The organism is Phycisphaerales bacterium AB-hyl4, from assembly GCA_041821185.1.
Lineage (GTDB): Bacteria > Planctomycetota > Phycisphaerae > Phycisphaerales > Phycisphaeraceae > Natronomicrosphaera > Natronomicrosphaera hydrolytica.
In genome coordinates this window covers 249,400-268,193 of sequence record JBGUBD010000003.1, presented here as the reverse complement: position 1 = coordinate 268,193, position 18,794 = coordinate 249,400, and the positions used below count along the sequence as shown (strand labels likewise).

Here is an 18,794-nt window from a genome sequence, read left to right as displayed (position 1 = left end):
TGAGGCCAGAACACGCTGACTGGCACGCGCCAAAGCTGCCCTATGAGGGCGTATAGGCTGGCATCATCTTACTCGATACACACGAGTTACACAAAATCCGCCAACATTTTTCGCCCCGGAGCCGACGGCCACGCTCGGCGGTCGCCGGCCGTTTACCGTTGCGAGCTCTGGTACATCGCCCGCGGCGCGGCCATCTCCATCACCCAAGCCCGCAGTTGCTCGGGCGAAAGGTCGCGAAGCTGCCGAACCTGCTGCATGGCGTCCAGTTCGGTCGAGCCGCTGGCGGCCAGCAGGCTCATCAGACCGAACCCCCTCGGCTGGCGAATAATCGTCACCCGCGGCTCCACACCCTCCGGCAGGTCCGCTTGCTCGCGGGCCAGCGCCAGCGCGTCTTCCATGTAGCCGATCTGGTCGACCAGTTTAAGGTCGTACGCCTGCTGTGCGGAAAACACCTCGCCGGTGGCGAGCTCGCGAATCGCGGCCTCGTCCAGCACATGTGACCGGCCTTCGTGAACCACGTGCACAAACCGCTCCCATGCCGGCTCGAGCCGAGTAACGCGAAGGATTTCCCGCTCCTCGTCCGTCCACGGGCGGATGGGTAGCAACTGGTCTTTGTTGGTTGAAAACTCCGAGGTGACGATTTCGGGCGTCACGCCGATCTTGTCCAGCAGTTCGTTGACGGTGAAGCCCATCACGATCACGCCGATGCTGCCGGTAATCGTGGTCGGCTCGGCGACAATCGCGTCCGCCGGCGCTGCGATGTAATAGCCTCCGCTCGCCGCCACGGACCCGAAGCTGGCGACCACCGGCACGTTGGTTTTCTCTTTGAATCGTGTGATTTCATGCCAAACCCGGTCCGACGCCGCCACTGTTCCGCCGGGGCAGTCGATGCGCAGCACCACGGCCGCGGGCGGGTCATCCTCCAGCAGACGCAGCGCCCGACGGACGAACGCGTGCGTGCTGTCCGTGACCATCTCTTCAATCGGCAGCACGACAATGCGGTGCGAGCGGTCGCCGTCTTCGTAAGCCGACTCCCTTGGCCCGCCGCCCGTATAGGCCGCGACGATGATGCCCAGGTAAATATTCACACCAATCGACAGCAGCAGCACCGTCGTCAGCAACGACGCCCCAAGCTTGCCCCACATACCACGCTGTTGCGGCGCGGCAGGCATCATCGCCACCGGTGCATAGCCCTGCGGCGGCGGCGGGGGTGGCTGGTTCGCGCCACGCGGGTCAACCGGCCCGCGGCCGACCGGGCCGCTGCCTGATTCTTCCGATGGCTGATTCGACGGGTTCTCTGACATCAAAAACTCCTGCAAGGTTTACCGCACAGCACGCCTACGATACCACACCAACGCCTTCAACCCACCTGGCCCCTGCCGCCCTCGGCCGACAAGTTCATCGCGCCAACGACACCATCGGCACAACCGGCGTAAACTCCCTGTAAAATCCAACACTTACCCTCAGCGAACCATTCCCACTTACGTATGCAGATCCTACTGATCGTCCTGATCCTCGCCTTGTTCCTCCACGACGCCTTCCCCGTGATGGCCGTCGATGCGCCGCGTCTGGCCGGCCTGGCGCTGCTGACGGTGGTTACGCTGCCCAAGCTCGCCCTGTTCGTCGGCTACTGGCTGCTTTGCCGACACATGCTCGGCAAGCTCGGCAAGCCGGGGGCGCAGCGGGCAATGGTCCGCCTCGACCGCTGGGGCAGCCTCTACCGCCTCGCGGCCGTCGGGCTGTACGGGCTTGATCTGTACTTGGGCCTGCTGATCGCCGTGCGCGGGCTCATCGGTGACCTGATCCTGCTCGACGAGTTGGTCGTGCTGTTGCCGACGCTGGCGCTGCTCATCGCCGCGTGGTGGGCGTACTACCCCATCGAACGGCGAATCCGCGAGTCGTCGCTGATCGGCCGACTCGACGCGGGCATGCCCATCTATCCCGTCTGGACGCGGAGCCAGTTCGTGCTCGCACAGGTTCGGCATCACATGGCCCTGGTGCTCGTGCCGCTGCTGCTGATCCTCACCTGGACGCAGACCGTCGAACGCTTCACCCCCCCCGACTGGCAACTGGTTGGCCGTGACCCCACGCCCCTGCTGGTCTTCTTTGGTGCGGGGTGCATCTTCCTGCTTGCTCCGCTGATCATCCGCCATGTCTGGGACACCGTGCCCCTGCCGGCGGGCGAGCTCCGCGATCGCCTGCAAGCCATGTGCAGGCAACATCGCGTGGGCGTACGCGAGCTGCTGCTCTGGCGAACGTTCGGCGGCATGATCAACGCAGCCGTGATGGGCGTTTTCGCCCCTGTTCGCTACATCCTGCTCACCGATGCATTGCTCGAAATGGTCCGCCGGGAGCAGGTCGAGGCGGTGATGGCGCACGAACTTGCCCACGTGCGTCGGCATCACATGTTCTGGCTGATCGCCATTGCACTGGGCATGCTGGGCCTCTTTCAGCTCGGCTTCGGCCTGATGTTCTTCACTCTCGCCGAAACGCTCCCCACGGGCGACGAAACAACCGGCCCGCAACTGGTCATGGCCGGCTGGACGTTCGGCCTGCTCGACATCCTGCGCACCGAAGAGGGCGTCGTCGGCGCAACCCTGCTCGCGACTGGCCTGTGCTGGTACCTCGGCTTCGGCTGGGTTTCGCGCCGCATCGAACGTCAGGCCGACACGTTCGCCGTGCAACATCTCGCCGGCAATCGGGCCGAGCCAGCCCGCGACGCCGACGGCCGTGTCATTGTCGACCACGAGTCCGCCGAGACAATGGTCGGCGCGCTTCAGCAGGTCGCGCTGCTCAACCATGTCCCCATCCACAAGAAAAGCTGGCGGCACGGCTCGATCGGCTGGCGACAGGACTATCTCCGCAGCATCGTCGGCCAACCCGTCGACCGCCTGAGCATTGACCGCCAGATGTTCTGGATCAACCTCACCGCCGCCACCGCCCTGCTCGTAGTCATCACCCTCTACATCCTCGCCACCGCCCTGCTCCCGTAACCAACCCATAAAGCCCACGGATGTAGCGCAGCGAATCCGTGGGGTCACCGCGCCGACCTTCCGTTATAATCCCTCCCCAACCGCACTCGCACCCACGCAGAGCACCCCCATGCGCTTCATCAAGATGCACGGCCTTGGCAATGACTACGTCTACGTCAACGGCTACGAACACACCATCGCCGATCCCGCCGACCTCGCGCCGCGCATCGCCGACCGACACTTCGGCGTCGGCGGCGACGGCCTCATCCTTGCCCTGCCGCCCGAGCCCGGCGTTGAGGCCGACGTTCGCATGCGTATGTTCAACGCCGACGGCTCCGAAGCCGAGATGTGCGGCAACGGCGTCCGCTGTGTCTGCAAGCTCGCCCACGACTACGGCATCACCGCCGCCAACCCCATGCGCGTTCAGACCGGCAACGGCGTGCTCAGCCTCGAATACACCACAAACGCGGACGGCAAGGTCGATCAGGTTACTGTCGACATGGGCGCCCCCATCCTCGAACCCGCCCACGTCCCCGTCGCCCCCGACAAGCTCACGCCGACCGATCAGCCACAAACCTTCCGCCTCTCCATCGCGCAGAGCAACGAGTTGCTCACCACCACCTTCGTCTCCATGGGCAACCCCCATGCGATGATCTACGTGCCCGATGTTCATGCCATCGACCTGACCCGCCTCGGCCCGCTGCTCGAACGACACCCGGCCTTTCCAAACCGCATGAACATCCACTTCGTCCAGCTCCACGCCCGCAACGAAGTCACCATGCGAACATGGGAACGCGGCAGCGGCATCACACTCGCCTGCGGTACGGGCGCGAGTGCTGTCTGCGTCGCAGGTGTGCTCACCGATCGCAACGACCGCACCATCACCGCCCACCTGCCCGGCGGCGATCTCACGCTCGAATGGCGCGAAAGCAACAATCACGTATACATGACCGGCCCCGCCACCGAAGTGTTCATCGGTGACTGGCCCGACTGACAGAATCGCAACTCAAACCTTACCGCCCCAGGTTCCCCTTCTCCGGCGAGACGCGCATCATCGTCGGCAACAGATAATTCGCGCCCCGATAGCGCTGCACCTGTCCCGAGACGACGAACAACACCTGCTCGCCACGCTGCTGCACGATTCGCTCCATCGACTCCATCAACCGGCAAGGCTGCAGTATCATCGGCGACTCCGGCGACTCACGCCCATCCGCCTCAAACGTAAACAACACATGCCCTCCGTCCCGCGCGCGCGTCACGCGACCGCGACGCTGCACCAGCATGCTGCCCTCATCCCGCAACGTCTCGCCTGCCGCCTCGCCTGACCCCGGCGCACTGCCCGCCACCACGGCCGCACGATCGCGTGGCCGATCCGTCGTCGCCTGCTCACGAGGCGTTGACGGCGCTGCCTGTCGTTGCTCCAGCAACGCTCGCAACATCGGGTCCTCATCCTCATCCACCGCCTCGGCCTGCTCCGCCGACTCGTCACCCTCATCCGTCGACTGCGCCTCCGCACTCACACGCGGCCGTGCCTGTGTCAGCAACAGGTAGTTCACGCCACGATATGCGTGTATACGGCCGGACACTTCGAACCACGCGTCGCCCCCCTGCTCCTGCATGTACGTTTCGATCATCTCCAGCCGACCCGACGGCAGCACCAGCATCGGTGGCAAGGCGTCCGCCTCCGCTTCTTCATCCTCCCGCACCGTCGGCTGAAAGATCCACAAGCTCCCGTCGTCCGGCCGAAGCACTCGACCTGGTTGGTTCACCAGAAAATCACCCTCGCGACGCGCACGCGGCACCGCCTCCCCCGGCGGCAGCCCGACCACCGCCGGGTCCACATCCACACGCGGCCCTGTCCCGCCTATCGTTGGCCCGCGAAACGGCTCCACCGCAGGCGACTCTCGGTCGCGCAGCAGGTCCAGCCCGTCGCGCGGCATGTTGCTCACACCCGACTCGTTCGCCCCGATCGTCGACTCGTCCGCAGGCGCGTCGGCCTCGTCCGCCAGCAGGCCCGCACCACTCAACGCCACGCAAAGCGGCAATGTCAGCAAAACTTTCAAATCCATCAATGCACTCCCGTGCTTCAGATTCAGACCCGGTCAAACCACATCAATCACCTGATCCTATCATCGGTCCATCGCCAAAGCGCGATCGCCTTTTCTCACGGCTCGGCTGTCGCCGGCAACCGCCGCGATTCGAACTTCCCCACCGTTTGTGTAACAATCGCCTCAAAATCGCGCGATTGATCACCCCATTCCCCTCTGCCCTTGAGGTACACCTTTTCGATGAGCGAATACCACAGCCCATACACGCCTTCCGACCACTGGCTACGCGGCAACGTGCACGCCCACACCACCTGCGGCCGATTCATGGACATCAGCGAGAGCGGCCGCATGTACGCCCGCCTCGGCTATGACTTCCTCGCCGTCACCGACCACAACAAGACCTGCACCCCCGCCCAGGCAGGCGGCTGGCAGCAGGCGGCCGGCCTCGTCGTCGTGCCCGGCGAGGAAAACGGCGGCACGGATCACATGATCGAACTCGGCGTCCACGACGTCACCCCCACGCCCGGCGACGACTACACCCAGCGCGCCGCCGCCCTTCGCGACGCCGGCGGCTTCGTCATCGCCTGCCATCCGCAGGAATACCCACACGGCGACGACAACGTCCGCAAGGCCGCCGACGTGCTCCATGCCATCGAAATCTACAACGGCCTGCGCGAACTGCGCGGCACGGACGAAACGCGCAACGTCGCCCTCTGGGACGAACTGCTGACCCAAGGCAAACGCCTCTTCGCCGTCGCCACCGACGACTTCCACTGCCAGTACACCTCGCCCGGTCACGGCTGGGTCAACGTGCAGACACCAGCCGACCACGCGGGCGAAGTCACATGGGAGACGATCGTCGAGCAACTCAAGCAGGGCGCGTTCTATGCCAGCACCGGCCCCGGCTTCGATAAGATTCACCTCAGCAACGGCCAACTCCACGTCAAAGTCGACGCGCGGACCAAACACATCCGCGTCATCGGCCCCGGCAGCGAAACGCTTACGCAGACCGACGACGGCGAGTTGACATGGTCAACGCCCAAAGGCCTGCCCTTTTTCCGCGTCGAAGCGCATCGCGGCATCAAGCGTGCATGGAGTCAGCCGTTCTTTGCTGAGAAATGATGCGATTCGACACCGCGCTTGTCACAGCGGCTGGCCCGCCCTACGAATGAAGAGTCACTGAACAGCTAACTCGTCAACCGGAGCATGCAACATGAAGTATCGCACCCTCGGCTCAACCAACCTCCGTGTCTCCGTCGTCGGCGTCGGTACGTGGCAGTACGGCGGCGAGTGGGGCATGACCTTCACGCAGCCCGATGTGGACGCCATCTTCGACGCCGCACGCGAAGCCGGCATCAACCTCATCGACACCGCTGAATGCTACGGCGACCACCTCTCCGAATCGCTCACCGGCAACGCCATCGCTCGCGACCGCGACAAGTGGGTGCTCGCGACCAAGTTCGGCCACAAGTTCCACGAGCCGTTCAAACGCTCCGAACCCCGCTCGCCTGACGACGTCCGCCAACAGCTTGAAGCATCGCTGAAAGCCATGAAAACCGACTATGTCGATCTCTACCAGTATCACTCGTGGGGCGACGACAAGTTCTTCGACGACGATGTGCTCGCCGTACTGAACGACGCGAAAGCTGCGGGCAAGATTCGTCACATCGGCAACAGCATCGGCTCGAACCGCAACGCGAAGCAGGTCGAAGCCTCGCAGCGAATGGGCATCGAACTCATCCAAGTCGTCTACAACCGTCTCGATCGTGCCCCCGAGGAGGCGGGCGTGTTCGACCTCTGCCGCGAACAGAACCTCGGCGTGCTCGCACGCGTGCCGTTGGCGTCCGGCTACCTGTCGGGCAAGTACACCACCGCAAGTGAGTTTCCGGAAAACGATGTGCGCAGCCGATGGCATAAGCCCGAGGATCGCGCGGCGAAGCTCACAGAGGTGCAGCGCATCGCTGAGGAAGAGTTGCCCGCCGGCGTACCCATGGCGCAGTGGGCGCTCGCGTGGTGTCTGAAGCACCCGGCCGTGACGTGTGTCATTCCCGGCTGTAAAAACCCCGAGCAGGTGCACGGCAACGCCGCCGCTGCCGACCTCGACCTCGTCAGCGACGACCACCCGCAGGCCGCGACCGCCGGGCGGGCGGATTAGGATTCAGAGGTTACGCCTCGTTGCCCGGCCACTCGGGGAAGACGAACTTGCCGTCTTTGTGAATGACCTCGCCATCGACGGTGATCGTGCCGCCGCCGGCGGGGGTTCGTAAATCGCATACCATGTCCCAGTGCAGGCCGGAGCTGTTGCTGTTGCCGGTTTCCGGATAGCCCGCGCCGACGGCGGCGTGGAACGTGCCGCCGATCTTTTCGTCGAACAGGGTGTTCTTGGAATATTCGGTGATTGAATAGTTCGTGCCGATGGCGATTTCGCCGAGGTAGCGAGCGCCTTCGTCCTGGTCGAGCATCTGCTGGAGGAAGTCGAGGCCCTTCTCGGCTTTGGCGTCGACGACCTTGCCCTTTTCGAAGGTGAGTTCAACGCCGTGCACCTCGCGGCCGCCGTGCACTGCGGGGAACGAATAGCGGACGATGCCGTTGACCCCGCCGTCGGCTGCCTTGAGGTTCGGGCCGGTGAACACTTCGCCGTCGGGGAAGTTTTCGTGGCCGCAGCAGTTGATCCATGTCATGCCTTCGACGTTGACGGTGAGGTCCGTGCCGTTGTCGGCTTTGAAGTGCAGCTCTTTCTTTCCGGTGAGGTAGTCGACTACCTTCTGCTGCCGGGCTTCGATTTTCCGCCACGCCGCCACGGGATCGTCGGCGTCCAGCAGGCCGGCCTTGAAGACGAAATCTTCATATTGTCGCAAGCTCATCTCCGCGTCCTGAGCCGAGGCGAGCGTGGGGTAGAGCGTGCCGCACCACTTGAGTTCGCCTTTGGCGGCACGGTTCATGAATGTTTCCATGATCGGCTTGCGAGCGGCGGAGGCGAGACGTTGCCGCTGCGGATCGACGCGCGACATGCTCTTGGTGTTTGTCTCCGCCCAGAGGCCGATGCTCACGTCGACGGTTTCGATTTCATGCTTTGCCAGTGGGCTGACATATTGAAGCTGCTCATCGCTGGCGTGTTCGTAGAAGATGTCGGTGAGGCTTTCGGGTGCGAGTTTCAGGTGCACGTTACCGCCTGCTTTGATGATGGCTTCGTAGAGCGCTTCGATCAACGGCGTGGCGATCGGCTCGCCGCTGAGTCGAACGAGTTGGCCCGGCTTGACGCCGGTGGAATATTCCACAATCACACGGGCAAGCTGGTCGAGGCGGGGGTCGCGCATAGGGGCTTCTTTCGGAAAGTCGCTTCTCGTCAGTGTTTGAAAACGGGCGTACACGGCCGCCCGCCGGGGCCCCATGGTACGCGCCGTGGCAAATCGGGCAAAAGGGCTTGCCTCCGGGCCGTTCGAGCCTTACCGTGATAAAGAGACTGGGGTCCGTCGCCAAGGACGACACGGATGAATGCCGACTCCTCGCTGGATGGCACCGTGGCAGGGCAGACGGGCTCGGTGGATGTAGAAGCCAGTGGCCTGGGTTACGCAGCAGGCCGCATCACATCCGCCGGGCCAATCGCGAACGGCAACGGCGACGTTGCCACGCCCCTGCCGAGCAATGAAAGTCTGGCCCATCAGCCGGCCGCGCTGCCGCATTCCGATCACGATCAAAGCAAACAAAGTCTGTTGGGCACGAGCCTCGCGCCCGTGCTGCTGCACGTCTGCCAGGGCCGACTTACCGACTTGCACTGGTTCCGCACCGACTGGCAACGCGGCGGAGCGGTCACCGGCTACGCCACTTACGCTGACGACGACGGCCAGCCACACGACGTGGTGGTCAAGATGCCCGTTCCGCCATGTGAACGACACTGGTTAGCCCATCTGGGCGAGGTCGGCGAAGTTGCGCCGCGCGTCTTCGCACACGGCGAGATGCTCGGCGGATACGACCTGGCCTGGGTGGTGATGGAGCGTCTGACCCACGGACCGCTGGGGCCGCAGTGGAACGGCCGAGAGTTTGATCTGCTCGCCGAGGCTGCCGGGCGGTTTTACGCCGCATCCCGCAATGTGCCGTTGGCAGGCGACCCGATGCTGCGCGATTGGGACGCGGTCTACGAACGGGCGCGCAAGGCGGTGCGTGATTCGCATGTGCCCCAGGCTCAGCGCTGGCGGACCGTGCTTAAAAAAGCTCACCGCAAGCTCAACGGCTGGCTGAAACAGTGGCACGATCGCCCCATCGAAGACTGGTGTCACGGCGACCTGCACCTGGGCAACGCCATGACCCGCGACCCCGCGCCCGACGGCCCCGCCCTGCTGTTCGACTTTGCCCATACACGCGTCGGCCACTGGGTCGAAGACGCGGTTTACTTCGAGCACCTGTTCTGGGCGAGGCGCGACCGGCTCAACGGTCGCAAGGTCTGCCGACTGATCGCCCAGCAGCGAAAGCAACACGGCCTGCCCGTCGGCAGCGACTGGCCCGCCCTCGCGCAGATCAAGCGAAACCTGCTGGCCATCAGCGCACCAGCCCAACTCGTCCACCACGGCGATCCGCTCCATCTCCATGCGGCGTTGGACGTGCTTGAAGCGTCAGCCGCATGATGCTGATCCCACGTCAGCACACAATGCATAAAGCCCACGGTGTAACACCGCGACGCCTCATTGAGGTCGGGGCTTAAAGAAAAGCTACACGCGATCTTTGGGGTTGATCGGCCTTCGAACCTTGAAGGCCCGGTTGCCTTTGAACTGGCCGAGGTTGCCGATGAACTTGCGGCGGTCGCCTACCGTCAGTGTCAACGGCGCGGACGCGGGCTTGTCGGTGAGGACCACGTCGCCGACCTGAAGGTTCATCAGGTCGCGCAGCTTGATGGTCGTGTCCGCCAGCACGCCGGTGACCGGCAGGCGGGCGGCGTCGAGTCGGCGGGCGACCCGCTGCCGCAGGGCCGTGTCGCCGCGGTTGCGCTTGTAGGCCGCCCACGTCTGGCTGGACAGCTTCTCCATCACCGGCTCGATGACGTTGTACGGAATGCAGAGGTTCATCGTGCCCGCTCGGCCGCCCATCTTCAGCTCGAAGCCCACCAGCACCACCACCTCGTTCGGCGGCACGATCTGCACCAGGACCGGGTTGCTCTCCGTGTCATCCAGCTCGAAGTTCACGGGCATGACGTTTTCCCACGCCTCGGCCAACGCCCGCTTGGCGCGATCGATGATCTTGCTCACCAGCCGCAGTTCGATCGCCGTCAGCGGTCGCTGCGGGATGAACAGGTCCGCGTTCGAGCCGCCCAGCAGCCGATCGACCACCGGGTAGATGATCAACGGCGAGATCTCAAGGCACATGTTGCCTTCCAAGGGCTCACATGTCAGCAGGTTGAAACAGGTGGGGTTGGGAAGCGAGTGTGTGAACTCGGAAAAGGTCATCTGCTCGATGCTGGAGACTTTCACCTCCATGATCGTCCGCAGAAAGCCCGACAGCGCGACGCTGAAGTTTCGGCTGAACCCTTCGTGCAGGTTGTGCAGCGCCCGCATCTGGTCTTTCGAGACGCGCTCGGGGCGTTTGAAGTCGTAGGCGCGGACCTCGACGTCTTCCTGGCCCGGCCGACGGTTGCGGGAAAAGACCTGCCCCGCCCCGGCGCCTGCGCCATCGCCCTCCATCTCGCCGCTGTCGACAGCGGCGAGTAAGGCGTCTACTTCATTCTGATCCAGCACTTCAGACATCGGCTGAAATTTTCCTCCAGGGTCGCTCGTTCGTATTATCGGGCAACCTGCGTCCATGACTCCAAAACGCCTGTGAAACGCGTTCACAGCAATGCGAGGCCACTTTCGGGCGATTTCGCCGCACAAGAACCACGCCGACACCGTACAGCGAGACATATGCCAACGATGCACCGAACCGCCCTGCTGCTGCTGAGCCTGCTTTTTTTGACGTTTGCCGTCGACGGCCACGCCTTCGCGCAGGGGCTGAGCAATTCCAGCTCCCGTGTCGATGTTCGCGTCGCCCCCGAGCGTGACGCCGTCGTCGCTGGCAGCGATCTGCCCGTGGCGGTGACGTTCGACCATGACGAGCATTGGCACATCCACACGCACGCGCCGGTCGTGCCCACCGAGCTTGGCAGCGCGGATATGTACATCGCCACCGCCATCGAGGTCGATGTGCCCGAGGGCAGCCCGCTCACGCCGCATCCGCAGTTCATTCAGTGGCCCGACCCGGTGACGATCGAGGTCGCCTTCGGCGTCAGGCCGGTCGATTACGACGTCTACGAAGGTGAAGCCGTGGCGTTCCTGCCGGTGACCGTCGCCAGCGACGCCGAGCCGGGCGAGTACAGCTTTGACGTGCTCGCGACCTACCAGGCCTGCGACGACAACTCCTGCCTGATGCCCGTCCGTGGCGAGCGACATACCGTCACCGTCCGTGTCGTCTCTGCGGAAGAGGCTGCGACGCTAGGCTCGGGAGAAGCCGCCGACGGCGAGGCTGCCGCCGCGGTGTTCGCCGGCTTCGACGTCGGCGTCTGGGAGCGCATCCGCAGCGGCGACGTGCCCGTCGAGGTGGTCGCCTTCGACCTGTTCGGCCTCGCGTTCGCGCTGGACATCAACACCGTCACCGGCCTGCTGCTGATCGTGCTCATGGCCGGCGTCGGCGGCTTCCTGCTCAACCTTACACCCTGCGTGCTGCCCGTGATCCCGATCAAGATCATGGGCCTGTCGCAGATGGCCGGCTCGCGCGGCCGCTGCCTCGCGCTCGGCGCGACCATGGCCGCGGGCATCATCAGCTTCTGGCTGGCCATCGGCATCGCCGTCGCCAGCGTCTCCGGCTTCCTCGCGACCAACCAGCTCTTCCAGTATCCGCTTTTCACCATCGGCGTCGGTGCGTTTATCGCGATCATGGCCATCGGCATGTGCGGCCTGTTCACGGTCCGCCTGCCGCGCTTCGTTTACATGATCGAGCCGCGGCACGACTCGTTCCACGGCTCGTACGTCTTCGGCATCATGGCGGCGGTGCTCTCCACCCCTTGCACCGCGCCATTCATGGGAGCCGCCGCGGCGGGCGCGGTCACTCAACGGCCTGACATGGCGTTGATCGTCTTCCTCGCCATCGGCGCGGGCATGGCGATGCCCTACCTCGTGCTCGCGGCGTTTCCAAAACTGGTGGAGAAGATGCCCCGCACCGGGCCAGCCAGCGAACTGATCAAGCAGGTGATGGGCATGCTCATGCTCGCCGCCGCGGCATATTTCATCGGCACGGGCATCACCGGCCTGTTCGTTGTCGAGGGCGAACCGCCGAGCAACGCCTACTGGTGGGTCGTTGGCGGGCTGGGCGTCGCGGCGGGCGCGTGGTTGGCGTGGCGGACGTTTCGCATCACGCCATCGCTCGGCAGGCGCGTCGCGTTCGCCGGGCTGGGCCTGGCGTTCATCCTCGCGGGCAGTCATATTGCATGGCACTTCACACGCCCCGGCCCGATCGAGTGGGTCTACTACACCCCCGATCGCTTCGAGCAGGCGCTTGAGCGTGGCGATGTGGTCATGATGGAATTCACCGCCAACTGGTGCTTGAACTGCAAGGCGCTCGAAGAGGCCGTGCTCTACACCGACCGCGTGACCGAAGCGCTCCGTCAGCCCGGCGTGGTGGCGATGAAGGTCGACCTGACCGGCAATAATGAGTCAGGCAACGCAAAGCTCGCGTCGGTCAATCGCATCACCATCCCGCTGTTGATCGTCTTTTCACCCGACGGCAGCGAAGTTTTCAAGGGCGATTTTTATACCGTCGACCAGGTGCTCGGCGCAATTGAAGAGGCAAAGGCAGCCTCGGCCGTTGCGCAGCGCTGAACCACATCGCGCCACGTTAAACTTCTAAACTTCGCCCGTCGCGACGAGGCAAGGTTGTCAGCTTGCCGACGCCTCATCCAGCGCCGCCGGTAATGCGATGGTGAAGTCCGTGCCCTGGCCGACGGCGGCATGCACATCAATGTGGCCGCCATGCTCTTCAATGATGCGACGTGTCGTTGGCAGGCCCAGCCCCGTGCCGCCGCGCTTGGTGGAGAAGTAAGGCTGAAACACCTTGGCCGCGACGTCTTCGCTCATGCCGGGGCCGGTGTCGGTGATGTGGATGTGTATCTCATCGTGATCCAGCGGCCGTCGGCGTTCGGTGCGGACGATCAACTCACTCGCCCCGCCATGCGGCTTGCCCTTCTCGCGTGCTTCGGCCATGGCCTGCAGCCCATTGATCAGCAGGTTGAGCAATGCCTGCTTCAGTAAGGAGGGGTCCGCCATCGCGATCGCAGGCTGAGCCATCAACTGCGTGCGCAGGTTTACCTGGCCGGCACGAGCTTGGGGCTCGAAAAAGTCGGTCAGCTCGTCAATGAGCGCGTTCAGATCAGTTGCTTCGAGGTCCAACTCCACGCGGCCGGCAAAGCGGAGGAAGTCTTCGAGAATCTCGCGCAGTCGCTGCGTCTCTCGCCCCAGCGCGCCGAAGCGGCGCTGCACCCGCCCGAATTTTTCTTCCGACGACGCCCCGGTCGGCACCTGCTCGGCGATGTCGTTGAGGTCTTCCTGAAGCAGTTGGATATTGAGCCCGATGGTCGACAGCGGGTTTTTGATCTCGTGAGCCAACCCGCCGGTGAGCGTGCCCAGTTCGGCGAGTCGCTCGGCGGCGCGGGCGCGCTGCTCCAGCCGACGGACCCGCCTGGCGGTGCGTCGACTCCAGACGATCGCCAGCGGCAGCGCCAGCAGCGCCCCGAGCCCAAGTCCGATCATCAATGCCGCCAGCGGTTCCATGGGCGATGAGAATAGCCGCCTCGGCCGCGTCCAGCCAACGCCCGCCCGCGCCGCCGCCGCTGATCCTGGCAACCGCATACACACAAACCCAGCCGATTTGGCCCATTCATCCGACCTGTCAGACCGATCGCTGTGGCGTACCGGCAAGCGTTCGTTTGATTGTGCGATTAGAATCGAGATGGAACCTGACCAATATCGGTTCTACCATCGGCTATACGTACAAACGGACAAAACCCCATGCCCCGCCCTGATTTCGGCGACAACCCGGCTGAAGCCTTTCGGCAGAGCGAACAACGCCTCCGCCTGATCCTCGATAGCGCCCTCGATTTCGCTATTTTCACCACCGACCTCGACGGCCAAATCACCAGTTGGAACAACGGGGCCGAGCGACTGCTTGGCTATTCGGAAGAGGAAGCGATCGGACTGTCGGCCGACGTCATTTTTACGAGAGAAGATGTCAAAAATCGGATATCCGACCGCGAGCGGAAAAGTGCCCTCACCACCGGCCGCGGCGAAGACGAACGTTGGCACGCGCGGAAAGATGGTTCGTGCTTCTGGTCCAACGGTCTGATGATGCCCTTGAAAAACGATGCGGGCGAGGCGATCGGCTTCCTCAAAATTCTCCGCGATCAAACCCAGGCCAAGCAGTCTCAGGAACAACTGGAAACCCACGCACGGCAGCAGCGTGCCGTGGCGGAACTGGGGCAGCAAGCCCTGCAAACCATCCCTCTGTTCAAGCTCATTCAAGAGGCAGCCAAACTGATCAGTCGCACGCTTGAAACGCCGCTGGTCGACGTGCTGCGATGGAAAGAAGAGGAAAACGTCTTTCAACTGGTGGTAGGCGTCGGCTGGCCGGAACAACTGATCGGGCACGCGACCGTCGAGGGCGGTAAAGATACGCTCGCAGGCTACACGTTGGCCACCCGCGGCCCTGTGATCGTGGAAAACCTGCCGGAAGAGAATCGCTTTAAAGATTCCACACTACTCAGCGAGCAAGGTGCTGTCAGCGGCGTAAGCGTGATCGTGGCGGGCGAATACTCGCACACCTTCGGCGTCCTGAGCGCTCACGCCACAAGCCGCCGGGAATTCACCCGCGACGATGTCAATTTCCTCCAGGCGATCGCCAACATCCTCGGCGGTGCCATACAACGCCAGGCCGTGGAGGACCAACTCAATGATCTCAACGAAACACTGGAGCAGCGCGTCGTTCGGCGGACGCAGCAGATCCGTGCCCTGGCGTTCCAACTCACACGAGCCGAGGAACAGGAACGCCGACGCCTCGCCCAAGTGCTCCACGACCACCTCCAACAACTGCTCGTCGCCTCGCGATTTCAACTCGCCAGTGCGCAGAATCTGACCGACGATCCACAACTGACGCAGACCCTCAGGCGTGCCAACGACTTGCTTGGCCAGGCCGTCGATGCCTCGCGTTCGTTGACCGTTGAACTCAGCCCGCCCGTGCTGCACGACGAAGGATTGGTCGCCGCCCTTCGTTGGCTTGGCCAATGGATGCATCAGATGCATGGCCTGACGGTTGAAGTCGACACCGACGGTATCGCCGAACCCACGGAAGAAAGTGTTCGCATATTCATCTTTCAGGCCGTACGTGAACTGCTTCTGAATGCCGTCAAACACGCTGACGTGAAGGAGGCTCACGTTCGCATGACTCAGCCCAATCCTGATCAGTTGCACACCATTGTTGAAGATCAGGGCAAGGGCTTCGACCCGGATTCCCTTAAGGAGCCATCGGCTGGCCGCGCGGGGTACGGGCTGCTGAGCATTCGCGAGCGTCTGCATTTGATCGGCGGCCGAATGCATCTTGACACAAAGCCCGACCGCGGAACAAAGATCATTCTCGACGTCCCTCTGCGACCGACGTAGACGCCGGCGCATCCAACCACGATGGCTCCTGTTAGCTGTGATCAAATTAGCGGCTGCGTCGACATAGCAAGAGCGTTTCGCGAAATGCAACGGAGGGAATTATGCAGTTAGCCGGCATCCATCACCTCACCGCCATCACGGCCGACGCCCCGGGCAACCTCGCGTTTTATACGCAGACGCTCGGCATGCGGCTGGTCAAGAAAACAGTCAACCAGGACGACGTTTCCGCCTACCACCTGTTCTATGCCGACGGCAAAGGCAGTCCCGGTACGGATCTGACATTCTTCGACTGGCCCGCCGCGCCCGAACGGCGCGGTACGCGAAGCATCGTCCGCACCGGCCTGCGTGTCGCCGACGAAGCCAGCCTGACATGGTGGGCCAAGCGACTCACCGACCACGGCATCGCCGTCAGCGACATTGTCAAGCGCGACAACCGGTCCACACTCGACTTTGAAGACCCCGAGGGGCAACGCATCAGTCTCGTCGTTGATGACGGTGTCGGCGAAGCCCACCCCTGGCAGGACAGCCCCGTGGCCGTCGAACATCAGGTGCGCGGGCTTGGCCCGATTGTCATCAGCGTGCCCGACCTTGAGCCGACCAGCCGTGTGCTCACCGGCCTGATGGAGATGCGGCAGGCACGCCAATACACACACGCCGAAGCGACCGGCCCGACCACCTACGTCTACGAGATGGGTGACGCCGGCCCCGCGGCCGAGTTGCACGTTCGCGTCGAGCCCGACCTGCCACGCGCTCGCTACGGTGCAGGCGGCGTTCATCATGTTGCCTTCCGCACGCCGACATTCGACGATTATGAAAAGTGGGCCGAGCGCCTCGCGTCCTCCGGCATCAACGCCAGCGGCCCGGTCGACCGCTTCTATTTCCGCAGCCTTTACTTCCGCGAGCCTGGCGGCATCCTTTTCGAGATCGCCACGGACGGGCCAGGCTTCGCCGTCGACGAGTCCGCCGACACGCTCGGCCAGTCGCTCGCGCTGCCCCCGTTCCTCGAACCACAACGCCAACAAATCGAGGCCAATCTCAAGCCGCTCTGACCCAGCGCACCGCGCCTCACCAGCACAACCCGAAACCAGTAACCAGCAACCAGAAACCAAACGATGCACCCCCACGCCGACCAGCCCATGCTCACCGCCGGCCCGTCGCCGGAAAATGCCGACGCCACACTCGTTCTCGTCCACGGCCGCGGCGCTGATGCGCAGAGCATCCTCGCTTTGCATCGCACGCTCGATCTATCCAACCTCGCCGGCCTCGCGCCGCAGGCCGCCAATCACACCTGGTACCCCAACCCCTTCCTGGCGGAGATCGAAACCAACCAGCCTTACCTCGACTCGGCGTTGAAACGCCTGGCCGAAATCGTCGACGATCTGCTTAGCCGTGGCGTCCCCAGCCATCGCATCGCCCTGCTCGGCTTCTCGCAAGGCGCTTGCCTGACCAGTGAGTTCATCGCAAGGCACCCACGTCGCTACGGCGCGGTCATGGCGTTGACCGGCGGACTCATCGGCCCGCCCGGAACATCGCGCGATTACGCCGGCTCACTCGAAAGCACGCCCGTGTTCCTCGGCTGCAACGATCCTGACGCGCACATTCCTTTCGAACGTGTCCGCGAAACGGAGGCCGTGCTTTCGCGCATGGGCGCGGTTGTCGAAGTCCGCCGGTATCCGGGCCTGCCGCATACGGTCAACGATGACGAGTTGCGCGTCTGCCGTGCGATGTTGGAAAAGGTGCTCGCAGGCGATGAGGAAGCGACATCATGAAAGTCACTCGCGTCTACGCCGACGACCAAGGCGAATCGCATTTCGAGGAGACCGATATTCCACTGAACGACGCGGGCGAGATCGGCCGACTCTCCGAACCGATGCCCGCCAAGGCGATCATCTTTCGTGAGAACGAGCCCGGCTATGACTACGACTGGCACAACGCGCCGCGCCGACAGTACATCGTGCTGCTCGATGGCGTGATCGAAATTGAAGTCTCAACCGGCGAACGTCGTACGTTCCGTGGCGGCGACATACTGCTCGTCGAGGACACGGTCGGCAAAGGTCATCGCACACGTCACGTCGAGCCGAACAAGCGTCGGTCGCTGTTCATCGCGATCTAAACGCGCCTCCATACCAATGCGTGCGACGGGCAGGATCAGTGAGCTACGGCAACCCCGGGTTTTCCTGATGCACGTCAGCTTATCCACCAAAACCGGGATTTTTTCAAGATTTGGAAAGACAGCCTAGCTTCCCACTCGTAATTCTTAGTGCATGCAGACGGAAAATCGGCCGATCCGGAAATGACCCGCTTTGAACCACGCTCTGAATGAATCAGAGCATTTTATGACCCTCCTCAACGAGGGAGAGAAGAGAGGACGCACCATGCGACCAGGATTTTTGAAGACAGCGACCGCAGGCCTTGCTATTGGATGCCTCACGATGGGCGCCGCCGCACAGTTTGGCGAGCAGCAAGAGCAAACCGAACAGGACCAGCAGCAAGCTGGTGAACAGCACCAGGAGCAGCAGCAGCTCGGCCAGGACGGTGAACGCGCCGGTGGTGAGTTGCGTATCGGCACGGTCGATCTGATGGCTGTTCTCGAAGCTCACAAGGACAAGAAAGACCGAGACGATCGGGAAGCCCGCGAGGGTCAACTCGGCGAAGGTCAGGACCAGCAGGCCCGTGACGGTCAACTCGGCCAAGACCAGGACCGGGACCAGCAGGCTCGCGACGGTCAGCAGGAAGATGGCGACCTTCAGCAGCCCGCACAGGCGGGACAGGATCCATTCCGCCAGGATGGCGAACGTGAAGACTCCGGCATTGATCAGGAAACGCTCGATGAGATCCGTGAAATGGCCCGCGAGGTCGCCGGTGAAGAAGGCGTTGACATGATCGTACTGGAAGTGCTCCATGACGAGGACGGCAGCTTCGAAACCATTGACCTCACCGACCGCGTTGTTCAGCGAATTGAACAGGGCGACGACCAGGAAGAAGACGCGCTGATGGGCGGCTTCGGCCAGGATGAGGACACGGAAGAAGACGCGGACGCCGAGCAGGACAACGGTGAAGGCGCTGTGTGGTAAATCCAACCACACGATCACACCGTGATCGTT

At 63.3% G+C, this 18,794-nt stretch carries 17 protein-coding genes; 11 read left to right on the top strand and 6 right to left on the bottom strand.

The annotated features are described in order from the left end of the window. Positions 1-152 precede the first annotated feature (152 nt). Positions 153-1,304, bottom strand: coding sequence for a signal peptide peptidase SppA (gene sppA / locus ACERK3_05740; protein ID MFA9477794.1), 1,152 nt, complete (start codon positions 1,302-1,304; stop codon positions 153-155). A gap of 183 nt (positions 1,305-1,487) precedes the next feature. Between sppA and ACERK3_05735 the strand changes: the two genes are divergently transcribed. Both ACERK3_05735 and dapF read left to right on the top strand, forming a co-directional pair. Beyond that, positions 1,488-2,993: a M48 family metallopeptidase gene (locus ACERK3_05735; GenBank protein MFA9477793.1), complete on the top strand. Its 1,506-nt coding sequence runs from the start codon at positions 1,488-1,490 to the stop codon at positions 2,991-2,993. A 109-nt stretch (positions 2,994-3,102) separates the two neighbouring features. Continuing rightward, positions 3,103-3,966, top strand: coding sequence for a diaminopimelate epimerase (gene dapF / locus ACERK3_05730; GenBank protein MFA9477792.1), 864 nt, complete (start codon positions 3,103-3,105; stop codon positions 3,964-3,966). A 19-nt stretch (positions 3,967-3,985) separates the two neighbouring features. Here dapF and ACERK3_05725 read toward each other — a convergent pair whose 3' ends face one another. Then, positions 3,986-5,041, bottom strand: coding sequence for a hypothetical protein (locus ACERK3_05725; protein ID MFA9477791.1), 1,056 nt, complete (start codon positions 5,039-5,041; stop codon positions 3,986-3,988). Between the two features lie 219 nt (positions 5,042-5,260). Here ACERK3_05725 and ACERK3_05720 point away from each other — a divergent pair, with 219 nt between their 5' ends. Further along, a complete protein-coding gene (locus ACERK3_05720) occupies positions 5,261-6,142 on the top strand; it encodes a CehA/McbA family metallohydrolase (protein MFA9477790.1) in 882 nt (293 codons plus the stop codon). A 91-nt stretch (positions 6,143-6,233) separates the two neighbouring features. After that, on the top strand, positions 6,234-7,175 hold the full coding sequence (locus tag ACERK3_05715; GenBank protein ID MFA9477789.1) for an aldo/keto reductase: 942 nt from the start codon (positions 6,234-6,236) through the stop codon (positions 7,173-7,175). Between the two features lie 10 nt (positions 7,176-7,185). Here the strand turns inward: ACERK3_05715 and ACERK3_05710 are convergent, their stop codons facing one another. Then, positions 7,186-8,337 (bottom strand): aminopeptidase, encoded by a 1,152-nt coding sequence (locus tag ACERK3_05710; protein MFA9477788.1) that lies wholly within the window; start codon positions 8,335-8,337, stop codon positions 7,186-7,188. Between the two features lie 174 nt (positions 8,338-8,511). Here ACERK3_05710 and ACERK3_05705 point away from each other — a divergent pair, with 174 nt between their 5' ends. Next, complete coding sequence (locus tag ACERK3_05705; GenBank protein ID MFA9477787.1) at positions 8,512-9,642, top strand: phosphotransferase family protein; 1,131 nt, start codon at positions 8,512-8,514, stop codon at positions 9,640-9,642. An 84-nt stretch (positions 9,643-9,726) separates the two neighbouring features. On the opposite strand, the gene fliM is transcribed toward ACERK3_05705, so the two are convergent. After that, complete coding sequence (fliM, locus tag ACERK3_05700) at positions 9,727-10,755, bottom strand: flagellar motor switch protein FliM (GenBank protein ID MFA9477786.1); 1,029 nt, start codon at positions 10,753-10,755, stop codon at positions 9,727-9,729. Between the two features lie 156 nt (positions 10,756-10,911). On the opposite strand from fliM, the gene ACERK3_05695 reads away from it, so the two are divergent. Further along, on the top strand, positions 10,912-12,861 hold the full coding sequence (locus tag ACERK3_05695) for a cytochrome c biogenesis protein CcdA (GenBank protein ID MFA9477785.1): 1,950 nt from the start codon (positions 10,912-10,914) through the stop codon (positions 12,859-12,861). A gap of 57 nt (positions 12,862-12,918) precedes the next feature. Here ACERK3_05695 and ACERK3_05690 read toward each other — a convergent pair whose 3' ends face one another. Continuing rightward, a complete protein-coding gene (locus ACERK3_05690; GenBank protein MFA9477784.1) occupies positions 12,919-13,887 on the bottom strand; it encodes a sensor histidine kinase in 969 nt (322 codons plus the stop codon). Positions 13,888-14,046: 159 nt separating this feature from the next. Here ACERK3_05690 and ACERK3_05685 point away from each other — a divergent pair, with 159 nt between their 5' ends. The 4 genes from ACERK3_05685 (at position 14,047) to ACERK3_05670 (ending at position 17,803) form a co-directional block, all read left to right on the top strand. Further along, positions 14,047-15,690, top strand: a complete 1,644-nt coding sequence (locus tag ACERK3_05685; GenBank protein MFA9477783.1) for a PAS domain S-box protein — start codon at positions 14,047-14,049, stop codon at positions 15,688-15,690. A 101-nt stretch (positions 15,691-15,791) separates the two neighbouring features. Continuing rightward, positions 15,792-16,739, top strand: a complete 948-nt coding sequence (locus ACERK3_05680; protein ID MFA9477782.1) for a ring-cleaving dioxygenase — start codon at positions 15,792-15,794, stop codon at positions 16,737-16,739. 63 nt (positions 16,740-16,802) lie between these two features. Beyond that, positions 16,803-17,459, top strand: a complete 657-nt coding sequence (locus ACERK3_05675; GenBank protein MFA9477781.1) for an alpha/beta hydrolase — start codon at positions 16,803-16,805, stop codon at positions 17,457-17,459. Further along, entirely contained in the window at positions 17,456-17,803 is a 348-nt protein-coding gene (locus ACERK3_05670; GenBank protein ID MFA9477780.1) for a hypothetical protein, read from the top strand. Before ACERK3_05675 ends, ACERK3_05670 begins: the two co-directional genes overlap by 4 nt. 211 nt (positions 17,804-18,014) lie before the next feature. On the opposite strand, the gene ACERK3_05665 is transcribed toward ACERK3_05670, so the two are convergent. Beyond that, positions 18,015-18,593 carry a hypothetical protein gene (locus tag ACERK3_05665; protein ID MFA9477779.1) on the bottom strand — a complete coding sequence of 193 codons (579 nt, stop codon included), beginning with the start codon at positions 18,591-18,593 and terminating at the stop codon, positions 18,015-18,017. Here ACERK3_05665 and ACERK3_05660 point away from each other — a divergent pair. After that, positions 18,570-18,764, top strand: coding sequence for a hypothetical protein (locus tag ACERK3_05660; protein ID MFA9477778.1), 195 nt, complete (start codon positions 18,570-18,572; stop codon positions 18,762-18,764). The genes ACERK3_05665 and ACERK3_05660 overlap by 24 nt on opposite strands. Positions 18,765-18,794: the final 30 nt, after the last annotated feature.